Origin of the sequence: Paenibacillus sp. S02 (assembly GCF_019454065.1) — a bacterium.
Taxonomy (GTDB): Bacteria; Bacillota; Bacilli; order Paenibacillales; family Paenibacillaceae; genus Paenibacillus; species Paenibacillus polymyxa_B.
Genome location: NZ_CP073682.1, coordinates 1,559,645 through 1,583,907, shown reverse-complemented (window position 1 = coordinate 1,583,907; position 24,263 = coordinate 1,559,645). Strand labels below are relative to the sequence as shown.

Annotated in this window: 22 protein-coding genes and 1 riboswitch; of the genes, 6 read left to right on the top strand and 16 right to left on the bottom strand. The window is 47.3% G+C overall.

From position 1 onward, the window contains the following. Window positions 1-30: 30 nt before the first annotated feature. The 6 genes from KAI36_RS06875 to cobD all read right to left on the bottom strand — a co-directional run bounded on the left by KAI36_RS06875 (window position 31) and on the right by cobD (window position 6,298). Entirely contained in the window at window positions 31-864 is an 834-nt protein-coding gene (locus KAI36_RS06875) for an ABC transporter ATP-binding protein (protein ID WP_053324912.1), read from the bottom strand. Then, window positions 861-1,907: a FecCD family ABC transporter permease gene (locus KAI36_RS06870; protein ID WP_220027337.1), complete on the bottom strand. Its 1,047-nt coding sequence runs from the start codon at window positions 1,905-1,907 to the stop codon at window positions 861-863. The genes KAI36_RS06875 and KAI36_RS06870 overlap by 4 nt, the downstream gene beginning before the upstream one ends. Then, a complete protein-coding gene (locus tag KAI36_RS06865) occupies window positions 1,904-2,911 on the bottom strand; it encodes an ABC transporter substrate-binding protein (protein ID WP_220027336.1) in 1,008 nt (335 codons plus the stop codon). Before KAI36_RS06865 ends, KAI36_RS06870 begins: the two co-directional genes overlap by 4 nt. 209 nt (window positions 2,912-3,120) lie before the next feature. After that, window positions 3,121-3,314: riboswitch (cobalamin riboswitch) on the bottom strand. A gap of 122 nt (window positions 3,315-3,436) precedes the next feature. Then, window positions 3,437-4,195: a histidine phosphatase family protein gene (locus tag KAI36_RS06860; protein ID WP_481856513.1), complete on the bottom strand. Its 759-nt coding sequence runs from the start codon at window positions 4,193-4,195 to the stop codon at window positions 3,437-3,439. 38 nt (window positions 4,196-4,233) lie between these two features. Then, window positions 4,234-5,205, bottom strand: a complete 972-nt coding sequence (gene cbiB / locus KAI36_RS06855) for an adenosylcobinamide-phosphate synthase CbiB (RefSeq protein WP_209941358.1) — start codon at window positions 5,203-5,205, stop codon at window positions 4,234-4,236. Next, a complete protein-coding gene (cobD, locus tag KAI36_RS06850; RefSeq protein WP_220027335.1) occupies window positions 5,195-6,298 on the bottom strand; it encodes a threonine-phosphate decarboxylase CobD in 1,104 nt (367 codons plus the stop codon). The genes cbiB and cobD overlap by 11 nt, the downstream gene beginning before the upstream one ends. Window positions 6,299-6,462: 164 nt before the next feature. Between cobD and lplA the strand changes: the two genes are divergently transcribed. Both lplA and KAI36_RS06840 read left to right on the top strand, forming a co-directional pair. Beyond that, window positions 6,463-7,464: a lipoate--protein ligase gene (lplA, locus tag KAI36_RS06845; RefSeq protein WP_023987643.1), complete on the top strand. Its 1,002-nt coding sequence runs from the start codon at window positions 6,463-6,465 to the stop codon at window positions 7,462-7,464. Window positions 7,465-7,625: 161 nt separating this feature from the next. Then, window positions 7,626-8,426, top strand: coding sequence for a Cof-type HAD-IIB family hydrolase (locus KAI36_RS06840; protein WP_023987642.1), 801 nt, complete (start codon window positions 7,626-7,628; stop codon window positions 8,424-8,426). Window positions 8,427-8,565: 139 nt separating this feature from the next. On the opposite strand, the gene KAI36_RS06835 is transcribed toward KAI36_RS06840, so the two are convergent. After that, window positions 8,566-9,477 carry a DMT family transporter gene (locus KAI36_RS06835; RefSeq protein WP_220027334.1) on the bottom strand — a complete coding sequence of 304 codons (912 nt, stop codon included), beginning with the start codon at window positions 9,475-9,477 and terminating at the stop codon, window positions 8,566-8,568. 132 nt (window positions 9,478-9,609) lie between these two features. Here KAI36_RS06835 and KAI36_RS06830 point away from each other — a divergent pair, with 132 nt between their 5' ends. Next, window positions 9,610-11,103: an aminotransferase-like domain-containing protein gene (locus KAI36_RS06830; protein ID WP_220027333.1), complete on the top strand. Its 1,494-nt coding sequence runs from the start codon at window positions 9,610-9,612 to the stop codon at window positions 11,101-11,103. 15 nt (window positions 11,104-11,118) lie between these two features. On the opposite strand, the gene KAI36_RS06825 is transcribed toward KAI36_RS06830, so the two are convergent. Both KAI36_RS06825 and KAI36_RS06820 read right to left on the bottom strand, forming a co-directional pair. After that, on the bottom strand, window positions 11,119-11,889 hold the full coding sequence (locus tag KAI36_RS06825; protein ID WP_023987639.1) for an MBL fold metallo-hydrolase: 771 nt from the start codon (window positions 11,887-11,889) through the stop codon (window positions 11,119-11,121). Window positions 11,890-12,054: 165 nt separating this feature from the next. After that, window positions 12,055-13,116 carry a sulfate/molybdate ABC transporter ATP-binding protein gene (locus KAI36_RS06820; RefSeq protein ID WP_061829549.1) on the bottom strand — a complete coding sequence of 354 codons (1,062 nt, stop codon included), beginning with the start codon at window positions 13,114-13,116 and terminating at the stop codon, window positions 12,055-12,057. A 220-nt stretch (window positions 13,117-13,336) separates the two neighbouring features. On the opposite strand from KAI36_RS06820, the gene KAI36_RS06815 reads away from it, so the two are divergent. Then, complete coding sequence (locus KAI36_RS06815) at window positions 13,337-13,738, top strand: secondary thiamine-phosphate synthase enzyme YjbQ (protein ID WP_023987637.1); 402 nt, start codon at window positions 13,337-13,339, stop codon at window positions 13,736-13,738. A gap of 173 nt (window positions 13,739-13,911) precedes the next feature. Here KAI36_RS06815 and KAI36_RS06810 read toward each other — a convergent pair whose 3' ends face one another. From KAI36_RS06810 to KAI36_RS06800, 3 genes are all read right to left on the bottom strand, one after another. Further along, window positions 13,912-14,493, bottom strand: a complete 582-nt coding sequence (locus tag KAI36_RS06810; protein WP_023987636.1) for a TetR/AcrR family transcriptional regulator — start codon at window positions 14,491-14,493, stop codon at window positions 13,912-13,914. 5 nt (window positions 14,494-14,498) lie between these two features. Further along, a complete protein-coding gene (locus KAI36_RS06805; protein WP_025722682.1) occupies window positions 14,499-15,131 on the bottom strand; it encodes a YigZ family protein in 633 nt (210 codons plus the stop codon). Window positions 15,132-15,272: 141 nt separating this feature from the next. Beyond that, window positions 15,273-16,628, bottom strand: coding sequence for a glucose-6-phosphate isomerase (locus KAI36_RS06800; protein ID WP_013369975.1), 1,356 nt, complete (start codon window positions 16,626-16,628; stop codon window positions 15,273-15,275). Window positions 16,629-16,878: 250 nt separating this feature from the next. Here KAI36_RS06800 and KAI36_RS06795 point away from each other — a divergent pair, with 250 nt between their 5' ends. After that, window positions 16,879-17,778: an NAD(P)-dependent oxidoreductase gene (locus KAI36_RS06795; RefSeq protein ID WP_023987634.1), complete on the top strand. Its 900-nt coding sequence runs from the start codon at window positions 16,879-16,881 to the stop codon at window positions 17,776-17,778. 108 nt (window positions 17,779-17,886) lie between these two features. Here the strand turns inward: KAI36_RS06795 and ppnP are convergent, their stop codons facing one another. From ppnP to KAI36_RS06775, 4 genes are all read right to left on the bottom strand, one after another. Beyond that, window positions 17,887-18,201, bottom strand: coding sequence for a pyrimidine/purine nucleoside phosphorylase (gene ppnP / locus KAI36_RS06790; RefSeq protein ID WP_220027332.1), 315 nt, complete (start codon window positions 18,199-18,201; stop codon window positions 17,887-17,889). A 214-nt stretch (window positions 18,202-18,415) separates the two neighbouring features. Then, window positions 18,416-20,461, bottom strand: coding sequence for a transketolase (tkt, locus tag KAI36_RS06785; protein WP_220027331.1), 2,046 nt, complete (start codon window positions 20,459-20,461; stop codon window positions 18,416-18,418). 416 nt (window positions 20,462-20,877) lie between these two features. Then, window positions 20,878-21,777 carry a formyltetrahydrofolate deformylase gene (purU, locus tag KAI36_RS06780; protein ID WP_023987631.1) on the bottom strand — a complete coding sequence of 300 codons (900 nt, stop codon included), beginning with the start codon at window positions 21,775-21,777 and terminating at the stop codon, window positions 20,878-20,880. A gap of 22 nt (window positions 21,778-21,799) precedes the next feature. Further along, window positions 21,800-22,927 carry a deoxyribonuclease IV gene (locus tag KAI36_RS06775; protein ID WP_025722686.1) on the bottom strand — a complete coding sequence of 376 codons (1,128 nt, stop codon included), beginning with the start codon at window positions 22,925-22,927 and terminating at the stop codon, window positions 21,800-21,802. Between the two features lie 295 nt (window positions 22,928-23,222). On the opposite strand from KAI36_RS06775, the gene KAI36_RS06770 reads away from it, so the two are divergent. Then, window positions 23,223-24,137, top strand: a complete 915-nt coding sequence (locus tag KAI36_RS06770) for a TIGR01777 family oxidoreductase (RefSeq protein WP_220027330.1) — start codon at window positions 23,223-23,225, stop codon at window positions 24,135-24,137. Window positions 24,138-24,263: the final 126 nt, after the last annotated feature.

Genomic DNA, 24,263 nt, shown 5'->3' with positions numbered 1-24,263 from the left:
TGCTCTTTTTAAGTGTGTTTCATCGTTTATTTAATCTGCTGTATCCGAAGCACTCCTGCGCAGCAAGAGCTGCGGCACACCGCTATCGGGATGCGGAAGCATCACAGGCTCAACACCGTATACTCGTCGAATCCGATCCTCGGTTAATAACTTCGATGAAGCTCCCAATCCTTCAACCATTCCATCTTTGAGTACAAGCAAATCTTCGCAAAATTGGGCTGTCAAGTTAAGATCATGCAAGACCGCAATAATCGTCACACCCGTTTCTTGGCGCCAATCTGCCAGCAGTTCCATAAATTCAAGCTGATAGCGCAAGTCCAGATAGGTCGTAGGCTCGTCCAGCAGCAATATTCGTGGCTCCTGCACCATTACTTTTGCCAAAGCTACACGCTGTCGCTGTCCCCCACTCAAGCGGTCCAATGCTCTGTCCGCCAGCGTGGTAAGACCCAATCGCTCTAGCACGCGATCCGTGATCGCCTCCACATCAACACCCTTTTCCCTGCCTAGCCAGTCCTGATGAGGAAAACGTCCCATTTCTACGACTTCCCTGACGGTGTATCCCACTGGAGGAAGCCCTTCTTGTTGGAGTACGGCTATGAGACGGGAAAGCTCTTTTCTGCTGTAGCTACCGACCTTTTTGCCATAGATATGAACGTTTCCCGAAGTTGGCTGATCTACACCGGAAAGTAAATGCAGCAAGGTCGATTTTCCACTGCCGTTCGGACCAATAATCCCCCACCAAGTTCCTTCGTCGACGCTCCAGCTTATATTCTTTAACGCATGGAACTCTCCATAGGCACGTGTCAGACCCGCTACCTCTAATGCCCGATCACGTACCTTCTGTGATTCACTTTGTTCTGTCACAGCAGTTCCCCCCTGCGCAGCTTCTTGTTCCGGTACAGGAGATATGCGAAGAACGGTGCCCCAACAAAGGCCGTCATCACGCCCAGAGGAATTTCCGTGGGGGCTAACAACGTGCGAGCCGCCGTATCTGCCCAAGCCATAAAAATAGCTCCACCGAGCGCAGATAATGGAACAATCATCCGGTAATCAGGACCTGTCACCAGACGAATGATATGCGGTACAACGAGTCCCACAAAGCCAATCACTCCACATACCGAGACAGCGGCTGCTGTCAGCAGCGTGGAAATGATCAGAACAGATAGCTTCGTCGCATCTACATGAACTCCCATGTGAGCCGCCTGACGTTCACCCAAAGCCAAAATATTCAGCACACGTGCCCGGTTCCATAGAAATACCAGTCCTATGACCACATAAGGTAAAAGGATTCCTGTATATGACCAACCGCGCAGACTAAGACTTCCCATCGTCCAGTACAATATTTCATTGACCGTCTCCTTCGACATGGCTGTCAGAAAGGAAACAACCGCTCCCAGAAAGGATTGCATCACCACACCCGACAAAATGAGACTTTGTGTCGGAATTTTTTTACCTTCCCGTGCCAACGTCAGCACCATCCACAGCGTCAGCATTCCGGTCGTAAATGCCACTAGCGGCAACGTCCATATGCCAACAAATGAAAATTGAAGGCCCCAATAAATCAGTACTGCCGCTCCTACCGAAGCCCCCGAGGATACCCCCAGTGTATACGGATCAGCCAAAGGATTACGCAGCACACCCTGAAATCCGGCTCCTGCCAGCGCCAACGCTGCCCCTACCAACATTCCCAGTAACACTCGTGGCAATCTGACCTTCAAAATAATCTGCTCTGAGGATGTGTTCCAATCCGGTGTAAACGTATCGCCTAACCACGGAAGGTGGTTAACCAGAATGCCCATGATCTGGCTGACCGGAAGCTTGGCCGAGCCGATGCCAAGACAGAGCAGCAGCGTCAGCAACAGCAGGACAAGACCTGTCCCTCCAAAGCCGATCAGTTTACGGTTCATTTGAAAATTTCAGGATACACGCCCTTGGCCACTTCCTTGAGACCTTCCGTTACGCGTGGACCCGGACGACTGATCAAATTATCATCCACGGCAAATACCCGGTTGTGGCGAACAGCCGATATTTGATCCCATCCACTGCGAGCTTTAATGATTTCGCCGAGCGTTTGACCAGTTTTGTCGTCCTTGACACTTTTGCTGTACAAAATCACGTCAGGGTTCGCAGCAATAATATTTTCCTCACTAATTTGGTACCACCCCTTCTGCGTGGCACCTACATTTTCGCCGCCCGCCAACGTAATCAGCTCGTCCATAAACTCGCCTTTACCAACTGTCCAGCCTGGTGAAAACTCGACGTATACCCGCAGCTTCTGCCCTTTACCGATATTTTTAATTCCTTCTTTCACTTCAGCTACATCTGCTCTCATCTTGTCAGTCACCGCTCTCGCTTCTTTCTGATGATCGGTGATTTTCCCATACAATTCGATGTTAGCCATGACATCTTCAACTGTCTTCGGTTCCGTTTTAAAAATCATAATTCCCATGTCGCGCAGCTTGGTCGTAGCCTGTTCACTAAGTGATATCCCTGCAAAAACGACTTCCGGGTTAGCAGCAATGATCGCCTCTTCGTTCGGTTTCATAATACCGCCCACTTTAGGCTTTTTCGTAGCTGCTTCTGGGTAATCAGAGTAGTCGGAGACACCGACAATTTCCTTATCCAGCCCGATGGCGAACAGCGCCTCGGTTTCTGCCGGGGAGACGGAAACGATTTTATCCGGCGCTTTTTTGAATGTAAATTCCTGTCCTGTTGCATCCTTAACTGTGAGTGGGTAAACTGTTTTGCCCGGAGGCTCTTGTGCGGTTACGGTCTGTCCCGGCTGCTGTGAAGAATTCTGGTTCTCTTTATTTTCAGCATTTTTCCCATTAGCTCCACATGCACTCAGCACAACTGCCAAAATCAGAACCAATAGACCTGTTGTCCAAACCTTTATTTTTTTTCCTGCCATGATTTGCACCCCTTCATAAAAAAATCGTTAAGAGCGTTACTTGAACATCATCAGATATCTTCTAAATCCAGCCTTCTTTTCCTATCAAAAAAAACCCCGCATCCTCATATCAGGACACAGGGGTCACGTTAGCGCAGATCGTGCGCAGGCGGCAGCTTCTTTCCGCATGGACAGTCACTGCGAACACGTCATCCTTTCCTCGAAGGACTATGGTGACAGGCGGACGGGCAGGTATCCTGACTTATGGTAAAATGCATGTCCTGAAATTCTTTCATATGCTTAGTAGCACATAAAGTAGGACTAACGAGCATGTTTCCATTTACAGTGGCGGGACCGCGCCGGACTCACACCGACTTCCCTTTTAACAGCGCAGGCAAGGGAAACCATAGTTTCATCACGCTGCGCCGACCTCGTCTGCTGGATATTTGATGTAGTGGTAGTCAAGCCGTTCTTTTACTTGATGATTATAGGTTAAAAAGAGGCGGCTTACAACCCAAACAGCCTCTTTTTCCGCTGGTGTCTAACCTAATGAGGAAGCATTTCTGCTATGTAATTGTGCCGTCCTGCCAACCTCAATTGAATCCTAAATGCTTCTCCCGGCCTCGGATTCAGACTCCAAAAATCATGACCCGGTATCAGCATGCAAGCCAACTGACGAATTACGCCACCATGCGTAACGACCAAAACTGAGGGCGGCGCAGCAGTCAAATCCATGGGTTGAACTTCCATAGCAACACGCCATTCATACAGAGAGTCAAGAAATTTCCGTAGACGATTCACAAAATCTGCCCAAGACTCTCCTCCAGGAGGGGTTATCCGTTGCGGCTCATCAATCCAAGCGCGATACAACGACACATCCTTGAGCATGTCATACGTTTTTCCATCCCACTCGCCAAAATGAAGCTCTCGCAGACGTGGTTCCATTATAGGAGACATCGTAGATAGGGAAACTCCAGACGTCAATTCTGATTCCGGCACAATGATCTGCAAGGTCTGGCGACATCGCATTAAATCGCTGCAATAGATTCGAGCAAAGGACTGCCCTTGCAATTTTTCTTGCAAAGGCTTTAATTCCTGCTCTGCTCCCGGTAGCAAACCTAAGTCGGAGTGTCCCAGATATCGACGTTCCTTGTTCCATAAGGTTGTGCCGTGACGAACTAACACGAGTTCCATGTCCCAATGCAGATCTTCTTTAGCATCATACGGCACCTTATCCTCCTGTGAGTTCGGACTTTGTGCGTATTCTACTGTCCTTTTTGCTGCTATATCTTGTTTCAAGATCATGTCACTTCCTGCTCGATCATTATTCAGTGTGTCACTCCTCACCGCACCCATCCCAAGGCAAAACAACCTGCGGCTCCTAACAAACACAATCCTACAAACATACTGGACACGGCGAACATCAGCTGGATCGTATGCCGTATATCTTTCGACTCTAGCGGTCGTATCCAATCGCCCATGTATGCACGAAAGGAGCGCACGCCATGATACACATTATAGCCTCCAAGACGAATCCCCAGTGCACCAGCAACAGCCGATTCCGGGAAGCCACTGTTCGGGCTTGGGTGCAGACGAGCGTCTCGCTTGACTGTGCGCCAGCTTCTTGCAGCATCTCGCTTGTACATCCACGCCGCTACCACAAGCATTGCCGCTGTCAGGCGTGCCGGAATGTAGTTAGCGACATCATCCAGACGTGCTGAAGCCCAGCCTAAATGCAGATACTTTTCATTTTTATAGCCAACCATGGAATCAAGCGTATTCACAGCACGATAAGCCAGCGCCAAGGGTGCTCCCCCGATCAAGGCATAAAAAAGCGGGGAAATAATCGCGTCCACGATATTTTCAGCGACCGTTTCGACGGTACCGCGTACAATCTCAGGCTCATCAAGCTGTTGCGTATCCCGCCCAACTATCATGCCCAGCTCCCGCCGTGCCGCAGCCAGGTCATCCGCCTGTAACGCTCGGTATACTGCCATTCCTGCGTCCTTTAGTCCTTTGGAAGCAATCGTGGTCGCAATCAGCACCATTTCTACGCCGACAGACAACCACGGATGAATCCAGGCAAGCAAGTGCAATAGCGCCCAGGCGAGCGTAAAGGAGCCTCCCGCCACAATGAGTGGAAGCAGTATACCCGCACGTTTCAACCCCCGGTCACTTCGGGCCTGGCGGCGAATCGCTTTTTCCAATGCTGAAATGGCATGTCCCATACCGATGACTGGATGCGGCAACCACCTCGGGTCACCGATCAGCCTGTCCAAAAGATAGGCTGCCAGGATAATCAAGCTAACTGTCACGCCGCTGCTCCTCCTCCAGTACTTCACCCAATACAGACAGCAGCCTGTCATTGGCTTCTGCATCCTTAACCGCAATCCGAAAATGGCTCGTCGTCAGTCCCGGATACATAGCACAGCTACGTATAAGAATTCCGCGTTGTCCAAGCGCCTGCTGAATCGCCGATGCGCTCCACGTACCCGGCGCCCTTGCCAGCACGTAATTGGCTTCGCCGGGAACGACACCGCAGCCCCATTCCGCCAAGGCGGTCAACAGGCGGTTGCGCTCCGTAGCAATCAGCTCCTGTGTTTGGCGCTCATATGCTTGCCCACTTCTCAAACACGCCTCCCCAGCCAGCAACGCCAATCCATTCACACTCCAGGTCACTTGTTTGGCCGTCATTCGCCGGATATAGTCCGGATGAGCAATCGCATAGCCCAATCGCAAGCCAGGAATGGCATAAAATTTGGTCATTGACCGGATCAAAATCACATGAGGATAGCGATCCAGCACAGGCAGCAGTGAGATTCGCCGTTCCAGCGGAATAAAATCAATGAATGCTTCATCCACCACTAGCACGGTACCCGTTTTGCCAGCCGCCCCTGCCAGCTCAAACAACTCCTGCTCACCATATTGCACACCATTTGGATTATTCGGCTGCCCGAGGAACAAAACATCTACCTGCTCCATGAGCTGAAGGATGTCCTCCACGTCCGCCTTCCATTGAAGCGAGGCCTTCCCATACACCCGGTTGACCTCGGCTCCGAATTTGCCAGCCAGCTCCGCATATTCTGAAAAACATGGCTCCACTGTACCCACACGCTTGGGAGCGAGTCCCAATAGCAGGAGCGCCATACTTTCAGCTGCTCCGTTTCCGATACTTAACGACTCCGGTGGAACATGCAGTCGCCGTGCGAGCATATTTTTAAAATTCCGATGCCCAGGATCTGGATAGCGAATCACAGTGTCAAATGAGTGTTGCAGCGCCTCAAGCACCTCCGGCGGTGGACCAAGTGGATTAATATTTGCACTAAAATCTACAAAATCAGCAGCAGCCCCGCCGAATGTCGCCGCAGCTGTTTCCCTGTCACCGCCATGACCGTAAACCTCTATCATTACCTCTCATCCTTTCCGGCCGTTCCCAATCATTTAGCTCCATTATGAGGCTGCTTTTTGCGTCCCGTCAATGCAAATGAGCTTTTGTGTACATGGCTCACTTGGGTTACAATAGAAGGAGGCACACATAAAATTACACAGTTTGTATATACGGAGGAATGGACATGCTGTTCATCGACAACCAGGGCATACACGATCCAGCCATTAATCTTGCCATTGAGGAGTACGCGCTCAAGCATCTTCCGCTGGATGACAGCTATCTGCTGTTTTATATTAATCAGCCTTCTATTATTATAGGCAAGCATCAAAATACCATTGAAGAAATCAATGCCGAGTTTGTCAGAGATAACAATATTCAAGTCGTTCGTCGCCTGTCCGGCGGCGGTGCTGTATATCATGACCTCGGTAATTTAAATTTCAGCTTTATTACCAAGGATAACGGGGAGTCCTTTCATAATTTCCTCAAATTTACGCAACCCGTTATTGATGCTCTGCGCCAAATGGGAGTAGAAGCTGAAATGACAGGCCGCAACGATCTGCAGGTCGGAGAACGTAAAATTTCAGGAAACGCCCAATTTGCCACACGCGGACGGATGTTCAGCCACGGTACATTGATGTTTAACCTGAATCTGGACAATGTGGCTGCATCGTTGCATGCCAATCCCGAAAAATTCAAATCCAAAAGCACTAAATCCGTCCGCAGTCGCGTGGCTAACATCAGCGAACTGATGGACCGTGAGATGACCATAGAGCAATTTCGCGAGGAACTGCTGCGTTTCATATTCGGTGCAGAATTGGATCAGGTACCTCAATATAAGCTCACCGATACCGATTGGGCCAAAATCCATGAAATTTCCAAAGAACGCTACCAATCGTGGGATTGGAACTACGGTCTATCCCCCGAGAGCAATATCAAGCACACACGTAAATTTCCGGTCGGCATTATTGATATCCGCATGGATCTTAAGGAAGGCTATATCCGTGATATTAAAATCTATGGGGATTTCTTCGGCGTGGGTGACGTTGCTGATATTGAAAATATCCTGCGCGGCAAGCGCTATGATGAAGGTGAGGTACGTCAAGCCTTATCCTCTCTCGATTTGAAGCACTATTTTGGTAATATTGAGCTGGACGATTTTGTTGGACTTGTATTTTTGGAAGACTAACCGTTACTTTTTCCCATCGTTTCAAGCCAATACTTCAGTGGTTATAAGGGGACAGGCTCTTATATGAGCGTCCCCTTTTTATTGTGATATTGTCATTTTGAATATTATAAGATACAATTTTAACATTGCCCCATGATAGAGATAAAGGAGAGAATACCGATATGTATAAATTAATTGCCATTGATATTGATGATACACTCATTAACGACCAGAAAGAAGTTACACCGGCGACACAACAGGCATTAGAAGCTGCTGTAGCTAAAGGTGTGGTGGTTACCCTCGCTACTGGACGAGCTTATGCCTCCGCACACAAAATTGCTCGCCAAACTGGTTTGAACGTGCCAATCATTACGTACCAAGGAGCTTTGGTTAAAAACCTACTGGACGAAAACGTGCTGTATGAGCGTTATGTTCCACTCGTGGCTGCACGTCGTCTGTATGAATTCTGCGTGGAACGCAATCTGCATCTGCAAACGTATATAGATGACAAATTGTACACACGTGAAGATAATCAGAAAATCAAAGATTACACGGAGCTGAACAACACCGAATATTTTGTAGAGCCTGTGTTCAGTAAAGTTATAGAGCAACCGGCTCCTAAATTGCTGATCATCGACGAGCCGGAAGTATTGGATGAGTTAATTCCTGAACTTCGCGAACTGCTTGGCAATGAAGTGCATATTACAAAATCCAAGCCTCATTTTCTGGAAATTATGCATCATGAAGGCACCAAGGGTCACGCGCTTACCTTCCTTGCAAACCATTTTGGTTGTGAACTGTCGGAAACGATTGCCATCGGCGACTCTTGGAACGACCATGAAATGCTTGAATGCGCTGGTCTCGGCATAGCGATGGAGAATGCCATTCCTGATTTGAAAAAGCTGGCTGATTACATCACTCGTAGCAATAACGAAGACGGTGTTAAGCACGCCATCGACAAATTCGTACTCAATGTTGAATAAACAAAAAGTGCCTGCTCCCATAATTCTTAAATGAAGTAATACAACAACAAAGCCTCCAAACTGTCGCATGATCAGTAACATACGACAGTTTGGAGGCCTTTTCTGTCAGATCATATAATAACCTGACCGCTATACAATATCAGGCAGCAGAACGTACCTTGCGCCTGTTCACCAGACGGATAATTCCATTGTTCATAAGGATTAGTCCGGTCACAATGAGCAGCACCCCAGCCAGCATCCACCAGCTTACATGCTCTCCATACAACAACGCTCCCAAGCCCACCGCAATCGGCGGTGATATATACAGCCACGTCGTCGGAAACAGGGGATTTGTACGCTCCATGAGCCAGTAGAACAGTGTATGTGCAATCATCGAACCAAACAGGATCAGATAAAGTAAAGACCCCATGGCAGGAAGGTACTGCCACCCCTCAGAACTCCACGATTCCGTGATCGTAGACAGTAACAGCAGCATCCATCCCCCATGGATCATTTGCGCCGCATTCAGGGCAATCGGGTTCGTTTCACGAAATACATCCATCACTCGCTTAGAATAAAGAGCTCCCCCGGAATAACACAGCTCCCCCAGCAAAATGACAAGGCATCCCGCCAGCCACAGACCACTGATCTGAACCGCCAATCCGGGCAGCACAACCAGCACCACACCAAGAAAGCTGATCATGCAGCCAACGACCGTAATCCGTGACGTTTTTTGCCGTAGCAGTACAGATTGCAAAATGACGATCATCATCGGCCCGGTAGCTGACAAAATAGCTCCGATCCCCGAGCTGACATATTGCTCTGCCCAATACAAGGCTGAAAATGTACCGAAGGTCGTTCCTGCTCCAATCAGCAACATTTCCTTACGCCATAATAACGACCATCGTACTTTTCCGGTCAGCTTCATAGCAATGAACAATATCGCCCCTGCCGCGAAAAAACGTACACCTGCCGATAGGAATGGCGGAAGTCCGGCTTCCACTCCCACCTTTATGGCCAAAAACGTTGTGCCAAAAATAAGACACATTACTGTAAACGCGATACCTATCATGATACGTCCCTCTCCCTTCAGTTGCTTTTAAGCATACAGGGAGACGAACAGAACAGATGTATAACTACAGAACAGTTGTATACGTTTTTGAAGTGCTATATAGTACAATACACAGAAAGGAGCGTGGATAGCATGGGTAAGAACAACAGCGAATTACTCTTTCCAGCCGATCATGCCTTAAAGCTGTATGAGCAGGTTATCCATTATGTAACTGTGCGGATTGATCGTGGGGATTGGCAAACAGACATGAAGCTGCCGTCCGTACGAAGCTTGGCTCAGGAGCTGGGTGTACATCGGCTAACTGTTTTCCGGGCATATCAGGAGTTGAAGCAACGGGGACTGGTCTATGTAAAGGATAAATCAGGATATTACGTTCATGCTTCCCAAGCGACTGGGCATGCAAAATATGCTGGCTACTCGGAACATTCGTCCATTGACCTCACGATTCACTCCGAATCTGCCCATGCGGCAGATGATCCGTCAATTTCAGCCTGGAGAGGAATGGATGGACTTAGCCGCGTTCAATCGGTAAATGCGAATTTCCAGTTTTCCAAAGCCCTGATTGACCCCTCTCTCCTGCCCAACCGATTTTGGGGAGAACTGATGATGCAGGTATTTGAAAAGCATCCAAAAGTAGCGGCCACCTATTCCGCTGTACAGGGTGATGCCGAGCTTCGGGAGGCCATGGCGCAGCATTTTAGCGTGGATAAGCATTTTGCTTTATCACCGGATGAAGTGCTGATTACCTCTGGAGCACAGCAAGCCATTGATTTAATTGCCCGATCTCTGCTCCGTACAGGAGACCGTGTTTTGATCGAACGCCCTGCCTATGGCCCCGCTATGGAAATATTCCGTAGACTAGGCGCACGTCTGACTATGACTGATATTCGACCAGAAGGTTATGATATGGACCAGATTGAATGGTGCATGAAAACGGAAAAACCACGCCTCTTTTATATGAATCCAACATTCCACAACCCGACGGGCTTTACGGTCCCCGATGAGCAGCGCAAACGACTGCCTGAACTAGCCGAGCGCTATGGCTGCCTCATTGTTGAGGATGACAGCACCTATGACATCAGCTTTGGGCAAAAGCCCCCTTCTCCGATTTTCGCCTATGATGTTTCGGGAAGCGTCGTCTACATTCGAAGTTACAGTAAATATGTCGCACCCGGTCTACGAATCGCAGCCGTGACCTGCCGACCACAGCTCATGAACAGCCTGTTGAACATCAAAGCGTTGGTGGACAATGGATCGCCACTGCTGAATCAAAAGCTGTTTTTACAATACTTTCAATCTCCACGTATGCAGCAGCATATTAAAAAGCTATGCATTGCGCTCCAGATTCGTAAGGAAACGATGGAAGACAGTCTCCGCGATTCCGGTTGGACATGGACCAGCCCGGCGGGGGGACTCAACCTGTGGCTCCAGCTGCCTTCAACGTTGAAACCTAATGAATTACTTGCCAAAAGTATACAAGAGTCCGTATCCTTTGTCACCGGCAATGTGTTTGATCCCATCGGCGCAGAGGGTAAAACGCATATTCGGCTGTCTTATTCATACGCCAACGAGCTACAAATCAAAGAAGGAATCTCCACACTTCTACGTATCAGTCGAACGATGTAAAGGTAAAGAACACCCTTATTCTAACGGCAAACTCATGCCGGTGTGTGCCAAGCTAATCCCTTCCAGAAGCCCATAGTTGCGTGTGACATCCACATCATGGGACATATGTGTAAATACCGTGCTTTCAGGCTTAAGCCTTCCTATAAGCTCCTGAGCCTCCAGCATGTCATATACGGAACGGGTGGCATACTCGGCCTCCTCATGATAAAAACTCGTTCCCAGGACGAGCAAATTCAGATTGTGCAAGGGCAGAATTTCCGCCTCATTCAATCCAATCGAATCCGAACAGTAAGCCCACGAGAAGCCGTCCTTTTCCAGACGATAAGCGTAGGCATATCCGTTCTTCCCGTGATTCACACGCCATCCCCGGATATTCCACCCGCCAAGTTGGGCTCCCTGATCTACTGGAATAAGATCCAAGTTTCCAGAGAGCCAGGAAAATTGACGCAAGATCGTGTCGATCACTTCCTGTGGCGCGTACAAGCGACCTCTGTTCCCAGTCCAGCGACAGGCATCTGCCCATTCTGGTAATCCTCCAATATGGTCAAAATGTGCATGTGTCACAAGGATCGTAGGGATAAAACGCAGACCACGTAATTCTAGCTGTCTGCGCCAGTCCGGGCCACAATCAATCATAAAGTCCTCCGTCTCGCTTTCGATCAGCACAGACGATCTCAATCTTACATTCGCCCCTGTCGTGCGAGCTTCTGTGCATACGAGACAATCACAATATACACGCGGAACCCCCATTGCATCCCCCGTGCCAAGAAAAATAAGCCGATTCATGGTTTAACTCCTATCTATCTGGGTCTTTTTACTACTATTATAACGAACAGACCGATTCTACGTAAATCATCAGTGTAAATCCTTCCAGCGTCCAACGCCAAAAGGAGCATGCCCAAAGCCGTGAAATCAGGCCAGACATCCCCTCATGCGTAATCGTATTTATTTTTAGATGATGATAGGCATTGGATCTTCCTTCAGACGGTTTTCCACCATCCAGCTGGACTGGTCATTATAAAGATAGGCTCGATGCACCAACACTCGCACCTGCTGACCAGGTTCCAGTGTAGACTTCTCCAGCGAGCGGTATGTCATGAGACGATGATCCCCGACCTGTACTTCAACCATCCACTCACTTCCACGAAAATGCAAATGCTTCACTGTGCCTTCCTCGGTCGCCGACAGAAGCGTAAATTCCTCGCTTGGCCCGACATCAATATACTCCGGACGGATCAAGGCACGTGTTCCCACTCCAGCAGCTTCTTCGAAGCCTCTGAGACTGCCTGCCTGTTCAATCACTGTAGATTCCCCAATAAAGGAAGCCACAAACGGGGTACCCGGTTTTTTATAAATATCCCAAGGCGTTCCCTTCTGCTCCAGTCGTCCCTGATTTATCACCATAATTTCATCCGCTACTTCAATCGCCTCATCCTGATCATGGGTGACAAAAATTGAAGTAATGCCCACCCGCTCAATCAACTCTCGCAGCCAGGTGCGCAGCTCCTGACGAATCTTGGCATCAATAGCTGCAAAAGGCTCATCCAGCAGCAGCAATTGAGGCTCTGGTGCCAAAGCACGCGCAAAAGCGACCCGCTGTCGCTGTCCACCTGACAACTGATGCGGATAACGATGCTCAAAACCTTTGAGCCCCGTTAGTTCGACCAACTCTGTAACCCGTTCCTTGATGCGGGTTTTGGAGCTTTTTTTCACTTTCAGACCAAAGGCAATATTGTCGTAGACGCTCATGTGCTTGAACAAAGCATAGTTTTGAAATACAAATCCGATTCCACGTTCCTGCGGGGACAGCTCGTTTACCCTTTTTCCATGAAAATGAATTTCTCCTGCATCCGGTTGCTCCAGACCCGCCAAAATGCGAAGAATGGAAGTTTTCCCCCCACCACTTGGACCGAGTAAGCCAATAAGATGGCCCGCCTGAATATCAAAAGATACGTCCTTTACTGCATGAAAATTACCGAAATGCTTGTTTAATCCTCTTACTTCCACATGCATATCCGTACACTTCCTTTCCGCTTCTGGACCTGTTCAGGCACAGCAGCAGCCTTGCTTACCGCAAAGCACGTACCTCATTTCAAACATTTAATTATTCCAATGCATATACTTTGTTTTTTCTTATGTGATACTTTATCAAAGGAAAGTAATTTTCGTCAACTCTATATATTATCTTAGGAATTAAAAGGGTAAAGTATTAAGAAGAAAGGAGATGGAGTCATTGCTGCATACTTTAGAATTATCCACTACACGGCGAGATGAAATGCGCGATATTACACGAGAGGTTGCTTCATTGATCGAAAAAAGCGGGGTACAACAAGGAACCGCACTTGTTTATTGTCCACACACGACAGCCGGCATCGCCATTAATGAAAATGCAGACCCAGATGTCAAACATGATGTGATGTTAAGACTAGATGAAGTTTATCCGTGGGAGCATCCCCAATATCGCCATATGGAGGGAAATACAGCGTCCCACTTAAAATCCATTACGACAGGCCCCTCACAAACGATCATCATCCATGATGGAAAGCTGTTGCTCGGACGATGGCAGGGACTTTATTTTTGTGAATTCGACGGACCACGCAGACGCCAATACCATGTAAAGATCATGGAGGGCTGAAGGACCGGGTAAAAAAAACAGACCATGATGTTTTCCTGCTGGATGCATCATCGTCTGTTAAATCCTTAGTCGCTTTCGCAAAGTACCGTAATGATAAGTTACCGTCATGAAGTGCATACACCCAGAAAAGCGCCCTACATGTTCATGGCTGAAGCGTGTGAATGCAGGTACGCTCATAGGTGTCTGCACAGCAGCTTTACATGTGCTAAAGCAGCGGGCCTAATTTCTTCAAATGTTAAACCGTCCTGAATATAAAAGGATACAAAGCCATGCATGGATAAAAACAGGCTTTTCGGTACCCTTGAGCAATCTTCCTCCGAATGCCCCTGACCACTCAATTCTTGACGGATCATAGACGCAAATAGTTCCACACAACGGTTTTGCTCTGTGCGACAGTATGCAAATAGTTCTTCATCGTGCATCATGAACATAATTTCGTACTGATATGGATTTTCCAAACCAAAACGAATAAATTCCAGCATCAAGTACTCCAGTCTGCTCAAGCCATCATCAGACGTACCTGTTGCTGCTTGCAGTAGAATCCCACGCAATGTATTAAAATCTTCAATCACAATGGCATAGAACAGTTCAGCCTTCTCTTTAAAATGATAATATAACGAACCATGACTGTAACCCAGATGCTGGCCAATGCTGCGCATTGAAATCGCACGGTAGCCCTTGGTAATAAACAAGTGCCTGGCCGCTTCCAGAATCCGCCCTCTTGACAACTCCTGTTCTACTGCTCTTCTAGCCATATTATTTATTCCCCTTCAATAAAGTAAAGCTGCTCTCCCTCCGACACAAGCGATTGCCCCTGCGTCAAGTCTGTTATCCAGTTGCTGAAGGATTCCGCATCACCAGCCAGCGGCAGACAGGTTAAGGTAACTTTATCCGTAAACATTGTTTCTCCAGTGCGGATGCTGCGATTGCGTAATTCATTTTCCACTTTGCCCAACCAGGTATAATCCAATTCTACAAAAACTTCACGATGCAGCACACGCGTAATAGCATCCCCTGCCTCGATTGCTGCAACAGCACCATCTGAATATGCGCGAATCAGACCGCCCGCTCCCAGCAAAATCCCACCAAAGTAACGGGTAACAACAATAGCGACATTTTTCATCTTCTGGTTGCGGATCACCTCCAAAATAGGCTTTCCAGCCGTACCACTCGGTTCTCCGTCATCCGATTGCTTTTGGATTTCGTCTCTTTCCCCAATCATGTAAGCAGAACAATTATGGGTAGCGTTCCAATGCTCTTTTTTGATGCGTTCTATGAAAGCAGTTGCTTCTTCCTCAGTTTGAACAGGCTGAATATGGCCGATAAAACGGGATTTTCGGATCACAATTTCCTTGTTGCCGGCACCGCGTACGGTTCGGTATTGTTCCAACATACACGTATAACCTTCCTTACTTCATTTTACAAGAAAGCAGTCCCCCGCTTCTGGCAGCTGGTGAACTGCTTTCCTGTACTTTACTATACACTATAACACTTCTGACCGAAATCCTGTTTCGTATCAGAGATTACAGCACTCTTATTCAGACAATCTCGCTTCAAGCTCAGCTTTTTCTTTTTCGAAGCCTGGTTTGCCGAGCAGCGCGAACATGTTCTTCTTGTAAGCTTCTACGCCCGGTTGATCGAACGGATTTACGCCCAACAGGTAGCCGCTGATGCCGCAAGCTTTTTCGAAGAAATAAGCAAGATAGCCGAAAGAGTAAGGGCTCAAGTCAGGAATATTTACAATCAGGTTCGGTACTTGTCCGTCTGTGTGAGCCAGCAATGTACCTTGGAATGCTTTTTTGTTTACAAAATCCACAGTTTTGCCTGCCAGGAAATTCAGTCCGTCCAGATCATCCTCATCTGCTTCGATGGTGATGTGACTAGGTACATTTTCTACTTGGATTACCGTTTCGAAAATGTTGCGGCTGCCTTCCTGAATGAATTGTCCCATGGAGTGCAGGTCTGTCGAGAAATCAACAGAAGCAGGATAAATGCCTTTGTAATCCTTGCCTTCGCTTTCTCCGTACAACTGTTTCCACCACTCGGATACAAAATGAAGAGACGGCTCATAGTTTACGAGAATTTCAATTGCTTTACCTTTGCGATACAAAGCGTTACGAACGGCTGCATATTGATAAGCCTCGTTCTCAGCTACATTCGGGTTGCTGTACTCTTTGGAAGCGTCTGCCGCCCCCTGCATCATTTCCTCGATGTTAATGCCTGCAGTAGCAATCGGCAACAAGCCTACTGCTGTCAGCACGGAGTAACGACCACCCACATCATCAGGAATAATGAAGGATTCGTAGCCTTCCTCGTTAGCCAGTTTTTTCAAAGCACCACGTTCTTTATCCGTCGTTGCATAAATACGCTTGCGTGCTTCTTCTTTACCGTATTTTTTCTCCAGAGCTGCACGGAATACGCGGAATGCGATAGCTGGCTCTGTTGTCGTACCTGATTTGGAAATGACGTTCACAGAGAAGTCTTTTCCTTCAATCAGTTCCAACAGATGATTTACATATGTAGAGCTGATGTTGTTGCCTGCAAAATAGATAGCTGGACCCTTGCGTTGATCTTTAGGCAGCGCATTATAGAAAGAATGCGACAGCATTTCGATCGCAGCACGTGCTCCAAGGTAAGAACCGCCGATACCGATTACGATCAGTACTTCGGAATCGCTTTGAATTTTAGCAGCAGCCTTTTGGATGCGTGCAAACTCTTCTTTATCATAATTAGTAGGCAGGTCAATCCAACCCAAGAAATCGGAACCTACACCGGTTTGGTTGTGCAGTTGCTCATGAGCCAACTTGATAGGCTCTGCAAAATAATCAATTTCGTGCTGACCTACAAAGGAGAGTGCTTTAGTGTAATCAAAAATAACTTTTTTAGACATGTTTGGAACCTCCTGTTTGGTATTACTAAGACCATGAATACGAACATAAGGACTTAGGAATAGGATACTTTAATTTGCTGGGCCTGACAAGCTTGCGTTACCTGTGTATCCTGTGCTTGACAGCCCTTCTTGTAGATAGGGTAGCATGCCCATGCTACAATTAACTGAGATCAACCTGTTTCAATATTCAATTCAAGCCGAACTCGCATCTGTATCGGACGGCAACTTCCAACAAGAAAGGTGATTAGCAATGAAAAACATCGGATTTATCGGACTGGGCACCATGGGCGCCCCGATGGCATCCAATCTGCTAAAGCAGGGATTCGGAGTCACAGTTTATAATCGTACCGCTTCGCGCTGCGAACCACTGGCAGAGCAAGGCGCACGTACAGCTTCAACTCCTCGTGAAGCAGCTGAAGGTCAGCACTTGGTCATTACCATGGTCAGCGATGATCATTCCATTCGTGACATCTATTACGGCGAAGACGGCGTGTTTGCCGGTCTTACGGCTGGCATGACTGTAATGGACAACAGCACGATTTCACCTGAGCTGGTCAAACAACTGGCCGCCGAAGCGGACAAGCTGGGCTGCTCCTTCATTGATGCTCCCGTAACAGGCAGTAAGCCTGCCGCTGTAGACGGCACACTCGTGTTCATGGTTGGCGGTAATGCAGAAGCTATTGCGGCACAATCAGATGTTTTTGATACGTTGGGCAAAAAGGTACTTCATATGGGACCTAATGGCAGCGGAGCCGTAGCCAAGCTCGCTCATAATACGATGGTTGGTATTCATAACCTCGCTCTGGCTGAAGGCTTTGCTATCGCGGCTAAATCCGGCATCCCGGCAGACAGCTTCCTTGAATTGGTACAACTCGGATCGGCAGGCAGCAAGGCCGCTGACCTGAAAGGGCGCAAAATCATTGAACATGATTTTAGCAACCAGTTCTCACTTGCCTTGATGCTTAAGGACTTGAAGCTTGCTTCCTCACTAACAGACAGCCTGTCCATCCCTGCACCTATGTTATCCATTGCCAAAAGCCTGTTTCAAGCCGGGCAAACGCAAGGCTACGGCGACGAGGATCTATCCGCTGTCGTGAAGACATACGAAGCATGGATTGGCCGCACCATTGGTGGTCAACCTCTCGAATAAGCTGTACCTTTCTTTGTAACCATACGGCTGTGCTTGTGTACATATGGCATAGCTTTAGGGTAAGCACACTTGGCTTGAAGGCTGAGTGTGCTTACCCGTTTTGGCTTATTATTCGGGATAAGAACAGCAATAATCAGTTACACTTCGTACTTCCAGCTTAAATGAAGACTTTGCAGGTACGTGAAAGGTTGACGTCCCTTGTATTTCCAGCCATTCCTCAGTATCTGGAAGCAACACTCTCAAATCCCCTGCCAAAATCTCCATGATCTCACGGGAATCCGTGCCGAACTCATACGTTCCTGGCAGCATAATACCCAGTGTAACCTTACTGCCGTCACCCAGGATGACTGTACGGCTTGTAACCTGACCATCGTAATAAACATTTGCTTTTTTAACTACGCTTACTCCATCGAACTGTGTCATTCGTTATCCCCTCATCTGCTCTCAATGGTTGAATGAATATTTGTGCATCATAACATAGATTTGATTCCAGCTTCAGTATGAAAATACACACTGTATCACCGTATCCTATACACTGGAATTCAATAGTGATTTTTTTGCAAAGCATCAACTGTATGAAACAAACAGCCGTAAGCCTTTCTCAGGTTACGACTGTCTGTTTTAGATGCTAAGTGTTTTATTTCAACAAAGCTTTCACACGGCTAACAACATTCTCTACCGTAAAGCCGTATTCCTTAATCACGCGGTCGCCAGGTGCGGATGCGCCGAATGTGCTGATACCAAGAATGTCGCCTTGGTCGCCAACATATTTTTCCCAGCCCAGTGGATACGCCATTTCTACAGCCAAACGAGCTTTCACTTCTGGCAGCAGAACGGAATCTTTATATGCTTTGTCTTGTTTTTCGAACAGATCCCAGCTTGGGAAGCTGATAACACGTACTTGGATACCTTGTTCTGCCAGTGCTTCCTGAGCTTTAACAGCCAATTGTACTTCGGAGCCTGTAGCCAGAATTTGAGCAACTGGTTTGCCATCTGTTGCGTCTGCAACCACATAAGCACCGCGTTTGATACCTTCGCGTGCATGCTCAACACTAGCAGCCAGGATTGGCAGGTTTTGACGAGTCAATACCAGAGCAACCGGATTTTTCTTGTTTTCCAGCGTGTAAGCCCAAGCAGCAGAAGTTTCATTACCGTCCGCCGGACGAATTACTGTCAGGTTCGGGATAATACGCAGGGAAGCCAATTGTTCAATCGGCTCATGAGTCGGACCATCTTCACCCACAGCAATACTGTCGTGAGTCAAAACGTAGGTTACAGGCAATCCCATCAGAGCTGCCAGACGAACGGCTGGACGCAGATAGTCTGTAAATACGAAGAATGTACCGCCGAATACTTTTACACCTTGGTGCAACGCCATACCGTTCATCGCAGCAGCCATACCAAATTCGCGGATACCGAAATAGATGTTACGGCCGGCGTAGTCTTCTGGCGTAAAGTTCGTCAGGTTGTTCAAATGTGTCATCGTGGAGCTCTCCAGATCGGCAGATCCGCCTGTCAGGAAAGGTACGTTTGGAGCCAAACCGTTCAGAGCATTACCAGATGCTACACGAGTCGAAACGGCTTTGTCTCCAGTCGTGTATTTCGGAAGATCACGATCCCATCCTTCTGGAAGATCGCCGTTTACAGCTGTTTCGAACTGAGCTGCCAAATCAGGGTGAGCAGCTTTGTATTTCGCGAACTGTTCATCCCATGCTTTATTCGCCGCGATACCGCGCTCTTTTACTTTAGCAAATTGCTCGCGAACCTCTTGTGGTACGTGGAAGTCCTCTTCGTATACCCATTTGTAGAAATCTTTAGTCAGCTTGGCTTCTTCTGATCCCAGTGGGGAACCATGAGTACCACCGTGTCCGCCTTTACCTTGTTTGTTCGGGCTTCCGTAGCCGATGACTGTTTTCACTTCAATCAGCGTAGGGCGTGTCGAGTCGCCTTGCGCTTCTTCAATGGCTTTTTGGATGGCTGGAAGGTCGTTACCATCTTCTACGCGCAGTACTTGCCAGTTGTAAGCTTCAAAGCGTTTGGCAACACTCTCGGAAGAGGACAGGTTAAGCTTGCCGTCCAGTGTAATATCATTGGAATCAAACAATACAATCAGCTTGCCCAGTTGTAAGCGACCAGCCAGCGAAGCAGCCTCGTGAGAAATACCTTCCATCAGATCGCCATCGCCACAGATTGCATACGTGAAGTGATCTACAACTTTAAATTCGTCTTTATTATATGTTGCACCCAGTTGAGCTTCAGCCATTGCCATACCTACGGACATTGCGAGACCTTGTCCCAGAGGTCCAGTTGTAGCATCTACACCAGCAGTGTGCCCAAACTCAGGGTGTCCCGGTGTAAGGCTGCCCCATTGACGGAATTGTTTCAGTTCTTCCATAGGAAGATCATAGCCGCTCAGGTGCAGAAGGCTGTATAGCAACATGGAACCGTGTCCTGCGGACAATACAAAACGGTCACGGTTAACCCATGTAGGTTGATCGGGATTATGATTCATCGTTTTAGCAAAAAGTTGGTATCCCATTGGCGCGGAGCCCATCGGCATCCCAGGATGTCCCGAGTTTGCTTTCTCGATGGCGTCAATTGCCAACGTACGAATAGTTGTGATGGACAAATTGTCGATCGTGGAGTTTTCATCCTTTTGAATCGCTTGATTCTGGTCAGTCATGGTTTGCCTCCTCATATTGTATAAAGTATGTCAATTGCATTCGGTCATACTCTCCAACACCACCGTCCGATATAGAAACGATGTCTATTGAAGTGAGTGAATCTGCTTGAATGTTTCAATATGACTTATACATTCTTAAGTATTGTACCATCTGCCGTGAAAGTTTGCCAGATCGTTTATAAAGATGATTGTGGAAATGTAGTACCGAGTCCTCATATAAATATACCCGTAATGTATTAACCTCATTTAAAAAATTATAAAATCACAAAAAATATTATGTACTGACCGATTATAAGGCAAATAAACTCACATGAGGATTTTGCAAAATCCTTACATAAAAAAACAAAGCCCGTTATGCGATGGGCTTTGTTTAACAAAAAAATATATACTCACAAATTTTTTCTGAAATTTTAAGATTAGTTAAAAACGACCGTTTTGTTCTCATGAACCAGAATACGATCCTCTGCATGCCACTTCACGGCTCTTGCCAAAACGACCCGCTCTATGGTGCGACCGATCCGTTTTAGCTCATTTACATCATCTCCGTGGCTTACACGCTGCACGTCCTGCTCAATGATCGGGCCGCCGTCCAATTCTTCAGTTACATAATGCGCAGTAGCACCAATAATTTTCACACCGCGATTATAGGCTTGGGCATATGGCTTCCCACCCACGAATGCCGGCAGAAAGGAATGATGGATATTGATAATTCGGTTGCGATAATGCTCAATAAACTTGGGTGAAATAATCTGCATATAACGGGCTAAAATGATAACGTCAATGTCTTCGCCAATGACCTCTAGTTGACGGCGCTCCGCCTCCGGTTTGGTATCGGCGGTTACCGGAATATGGTGATACGGGATGCCAAATGATTCTACATACTCCTTCATATCCGGATGATTACTAACCACCAATGAAATATCCGCGTCCAGATCTCCTGCCTGCCATTGCCACAGCAGTTCTACCAGACAGTGATCTTCTTTGGAAACGAAAATAGCCAGTTTTTTCTTGCGGCTAACCGCAGAAATCGTCCACTCCATACGGAATTGCTCAGCAACAGCGGCAAAATCCTGCTCCAACTGTGGTTGGGTTGCACTCAAATTCGGTAGATCAAATTCAATCCGCATAAAAAACATACCGCCGGACGGGTCCATTGTATATTGATCAGATTGAACAATATTGGCCCCATGCTCGTACAAAAAACGGGACACGGCCGCTACAATACCTGGTCCGTCTGGACAAGATACAAGCATACGCGCGCGGTTTTCATGGGCTGATAGAGTGCTATTTGGCTGATGTTTTACGTGAATTTCCATGTGGCTATTAATCCCCCTTAGCTTATACCGTCACTGGCAAATGACTGCCGGCAAACCAGGCAATCAACCGTTGATTAATGTGTTCTTCGCTCAAATCTGGAAATAGTGCTGCTTCCGTTATCATGTCATACAGACGCTCCAACGGCTCACGTGGATCGGCTTTTCTTGCTTTGGCATCATTTTTTAGCAGAGCCCAGGTGTCCAACACAAATTTACGGACATCCACATCCTGTTTTTTGAAAAACGAATGCAATTGCTCTACCTGACCCAAAAACTCATCCCCAAAGCGCTCCTTTACATTTCCGCGAAGCAGGGCAATTTCAACCTCATACATCGGACGCTGAGTTTTGGCTTCCTTACCAATCCATGGCGTCTCCAAAATAAACGGACGTCCTTGAAGTGCTTCATGATGCACCACATTATGAATAGTCTGATAGCCAATCCAGCCTGATCCGATCGGAGTATGTCGGTCTTTATGAGCGCCAACTGGATTTTTACTATCATTGATGTGAACAACTGCAATGCGATTCAAGCCGACAATACGGTCGAATTGCTCCAATACACCGTCCAGATCATTTACGATATCATAACCCGCATCGTGAATGTGACAGGTGTCCATACAAACCGTAAGACGCTCGTTATGCTCTACTTTATCAATAATGGAGGCAATCTCCTCAAAGCTACGACCCATTTCCGTTCCTTTGCCTGCCATCGTTTCAAGCGCAATGTTAACATCTGTCTCCTTCACGCCGTTTAGTACCTCGTTCAAACCATCAGCAATACGCCCGATTCCGTATTCTGCATCCTTATCGGTAAAAGCGCCTGGATGCAGCACGATATTTTTCACACCAATCGCGTGTGTGCGTCGAATTTCCTCCTGAAGAAAGCTGACTGCAAGCTCATAGGTATTTTCTTTGTAAGAGCCAAGGTTGATGATATACGGGGCATGCACCACGATATCTTCCATTCCCTTCTCAGCCATTAACTGCTTGCCTTCCTCCAAATACATGGACTCCATCGGCTTACGACGCGTGTTTTGCGGTGCTCCCGTGTATATCATAAAGGAGCTGGACCCGTAAGAAGACGCTTCTTTTGTAGCGCTGAGCAGACCCTTGTCCGAGAAGGACACATGAGAACCAATTTTCAGCATGATTCTGATTCATCCCCTATCCTGTTATGCTTGTCTTATTTTAATTTAATCATTTTAACGTGATTATTGAAATCAAACAACATAGCTTTTATGTCAGCTTTCTTAAATGACTCTATTAAGGGAACACGTGATAAGGTACACATCAGAATATATGTTAGTCAAACGAGGGTAAATAAAATCATGGATTGACATCCTTAACCGTATAAAGGTACATTCATATGAAGTTTTTTTCTCGAAAAGGGTTATATTCTATAACAGATGTATTTTTTTGTGAATCGGAAGGAGAGCTGGCTCCATGAACATCATCGTATGTGGAGGAACTGGATTGGTGGGGAGTGCACTGGTCAAAAGCCTGCTAGACGACGGATACACCGTGAAAGTCGTTACCCGCAAGCCACTGGTAGGGCACGAAGCAAGCCCCCGCTTGCAATATATGAGTTGGAACGAATTAAAACAAAAGCCTGAAGTACTGGAAGGCACAGATGCGGTCGTTAATTTAGCAGGCGAAACGCTGAATCAGCGCTGGACGGATAAGTCCAAACAAAGAATTCTTCAATCTCGACTGCTATCTGTTGCCCGGTTGGCTGAAGCATTGAATGCTCTACAAAAAAAACCGAAAGTTATCATTCAGGCTTCGGCTGTTGCCGCCTATGGTACATCCCTGACCGAAACATTCGATGAAACGAGCCCGCGTCGTTCGGAAGATTTTTTGTCTCAGGTGGTTGAGCAATGGGAGGAAGCCGCTAATGCCTACCCTTCTGATGCCCGTTTAATTAAGTTACGTATTAGCCTTGTGCTGGACAGAAAAAAAGGAGCATTCCCACTCATGAAGATGCCTTATAGCTTCGGATTCGGCGGCAAAATAGGCAGCGGTCATCAATGGATGAGCTGGATTCATATTGCAGATATTGTCCGTCTGATCACGTACTGCATCCATACGAAGGAAATCGTAGGGGCAGTGAACGCATCATCACCATACCCAGTGACGAACGACCAGTTTGGGAAAACCGTGGCTCAGGCATACCACCGTCCGCATTGGTTTCCCGTTCCAGGCATTCTCGTTCAAAAACTGCTCGGTGAGATGAGCACCCTTGTCTTGGATGGCCAAAAAGTACTCCCGCACAAAGCGCTGGAGCACGGATTTAAGTTTAAGTATCATTCACTGAAGGAAGCGCTAGAGGAACTCCATTCTTCCCAAAAACAGCATTGAATTTAAAAAGAGGAACTCCAGGCTGGTAGGTAGTGTCACTACCAGCTTAGGGTTCATTTTTTTAGTCAGACACAATCTATCAAGCAGACTGCAAGTTTTTAAGATGCCTCATTTTATTCTTATTAA

Excerpts from the sequence above, each read along its gene's own strand:
- KAI36_RS06830 (WP_220027333.1), top strand. The coding sequence starts at position 9,610 with ATGGGTAAGAACAACAGCGAATTACTCTTTCCAGCCGATCATGCCTTA.
- KAI36_RS06805 (WP_025722682.1), bottom strand. The coding sequence starts at position 15,131 with ATGTTGGAACAATACCGAACCGTACGCGGTGCCGGCAACAAGGAAATT.
- lplA (WP_023987643.1), top strand. The coding sequence starts at position 6,463 with ATGCTGTTCATCGACAACCAGGGCATACACGATCCAGCCATTAATCTT.
- KAI36_RS06775 (WP_025722686.1), bottom strand. The coding sequence starts at position 22,927 with ATGCTGAAAATTGGTTCTCATGTGTCCTTCTCGGACAAGGGTCTGCTC.
- purU (WP_023987631.1), bottom strand. The coding sequence starts at position 21,777 with ATGGAAATTCACGTAAAACATCAGCCAAATAGCACTCTATCAGCCCAT.
- KAI36_RS06770 (WP_220027330.1), top strand. The coding sequence starts at position 23,223 with ATGAACATCATCGTATGTGGAGGAACTGGATTGGTGGGGAGTGCACTG.
- KAI36_RS06825 (WP_023987639.1), bottom strand. The coding sequence starts at position 11,889 with ATGAATCGGCTTATTTTTCTTGGCACGGGGGATGCAATGGGGGTTCCG.
- KAI36_RS06870 (WP_220027337.1), bottom strand. The coding sequence starts at position 1,907 with ATGAACCGTAAACTGATCGGCTTTGGAGGGACAGGTCTTGTCCTGCTG.
- ppnP (WP_220027332.1), bottom strand. The coding sequence starts at position 18,201 with ATGACACAGTTCGATGGAGTAAGCGTAGTTAAAAAAGCAAATGTTTAT.
- KAI36_RS06860 (WP_481856513.1), bottom strand. The coding sequence starts at position 4,195 with ATGATCTTGAAACAAGATATAGCAGCAAAAAGGACAGTAGAATACGCA.
- tkt (WP_220027331.1), bottom strand. The coding sequence starts at position 20,461 with ATGACTGACCAGAATCAAGCGATTCAAAAGGATGAAAACTCCACGATC.
- KAI36_RS06840 (WP_023987642.1), top strand. The coding sequence starts at position 7,626 with ATGTATAAATTAATTGCCATTGATATTGATGATACACTCATTAACGAC.
- KAI36_RS06810 (WP_023987636.1), bottom strand. The coding sequence starts at position 14,493 with ATGGCTAGAAGAGCAGTAGAACAGGAGTTGTCAAGAGGGCGGATTCTG.
- KAI36_RS06865 (WP_220027336.1), bottom strand. The coding sequence starts at position 2,911 with ATGGCAGGAAAAAAAATAAAGGTTTGGACAACAGGTCTATTGGTTCTG.
- KAI36_RS06835 (WP_220027334.1), bottom strand. The coding sequence starts at position 9,477 with ATGATAGGTATCGCGTTTACAGTAATGTGTCTTATTTTTGGCACAACG.
- cobD (WP_220027335.1), bottom strand. The coding sequence starts at position 6,298 with ATGATAGAGGTTTACGGTCATGGCGGTGACAGGGAAACAGCTGCGGCG.
- KAI36_RS06820 (WP_061829549.1), bottom strand. The coding sequence starts at position 13,116 with ATGCATGTGGAAGTAAGAGGATTAAACAAGCATTTCGGTAATTTTCAT.
- KAI36_RS06800 (WP_013369975.1), bottom strand. The coding sequence starts at position 16,628 with ATGTCTAAAAAAGTTATTTTTGATTACACTAAAGCACTCTCCTTTGTA.
- KAI36_RS06795 (WP_023987634.1), top strand. The coding sequence starts at position 16,879 with ATGAAAAACATCGGATTTATCGGACTGGGCACCATGGGCGCCCCGATG.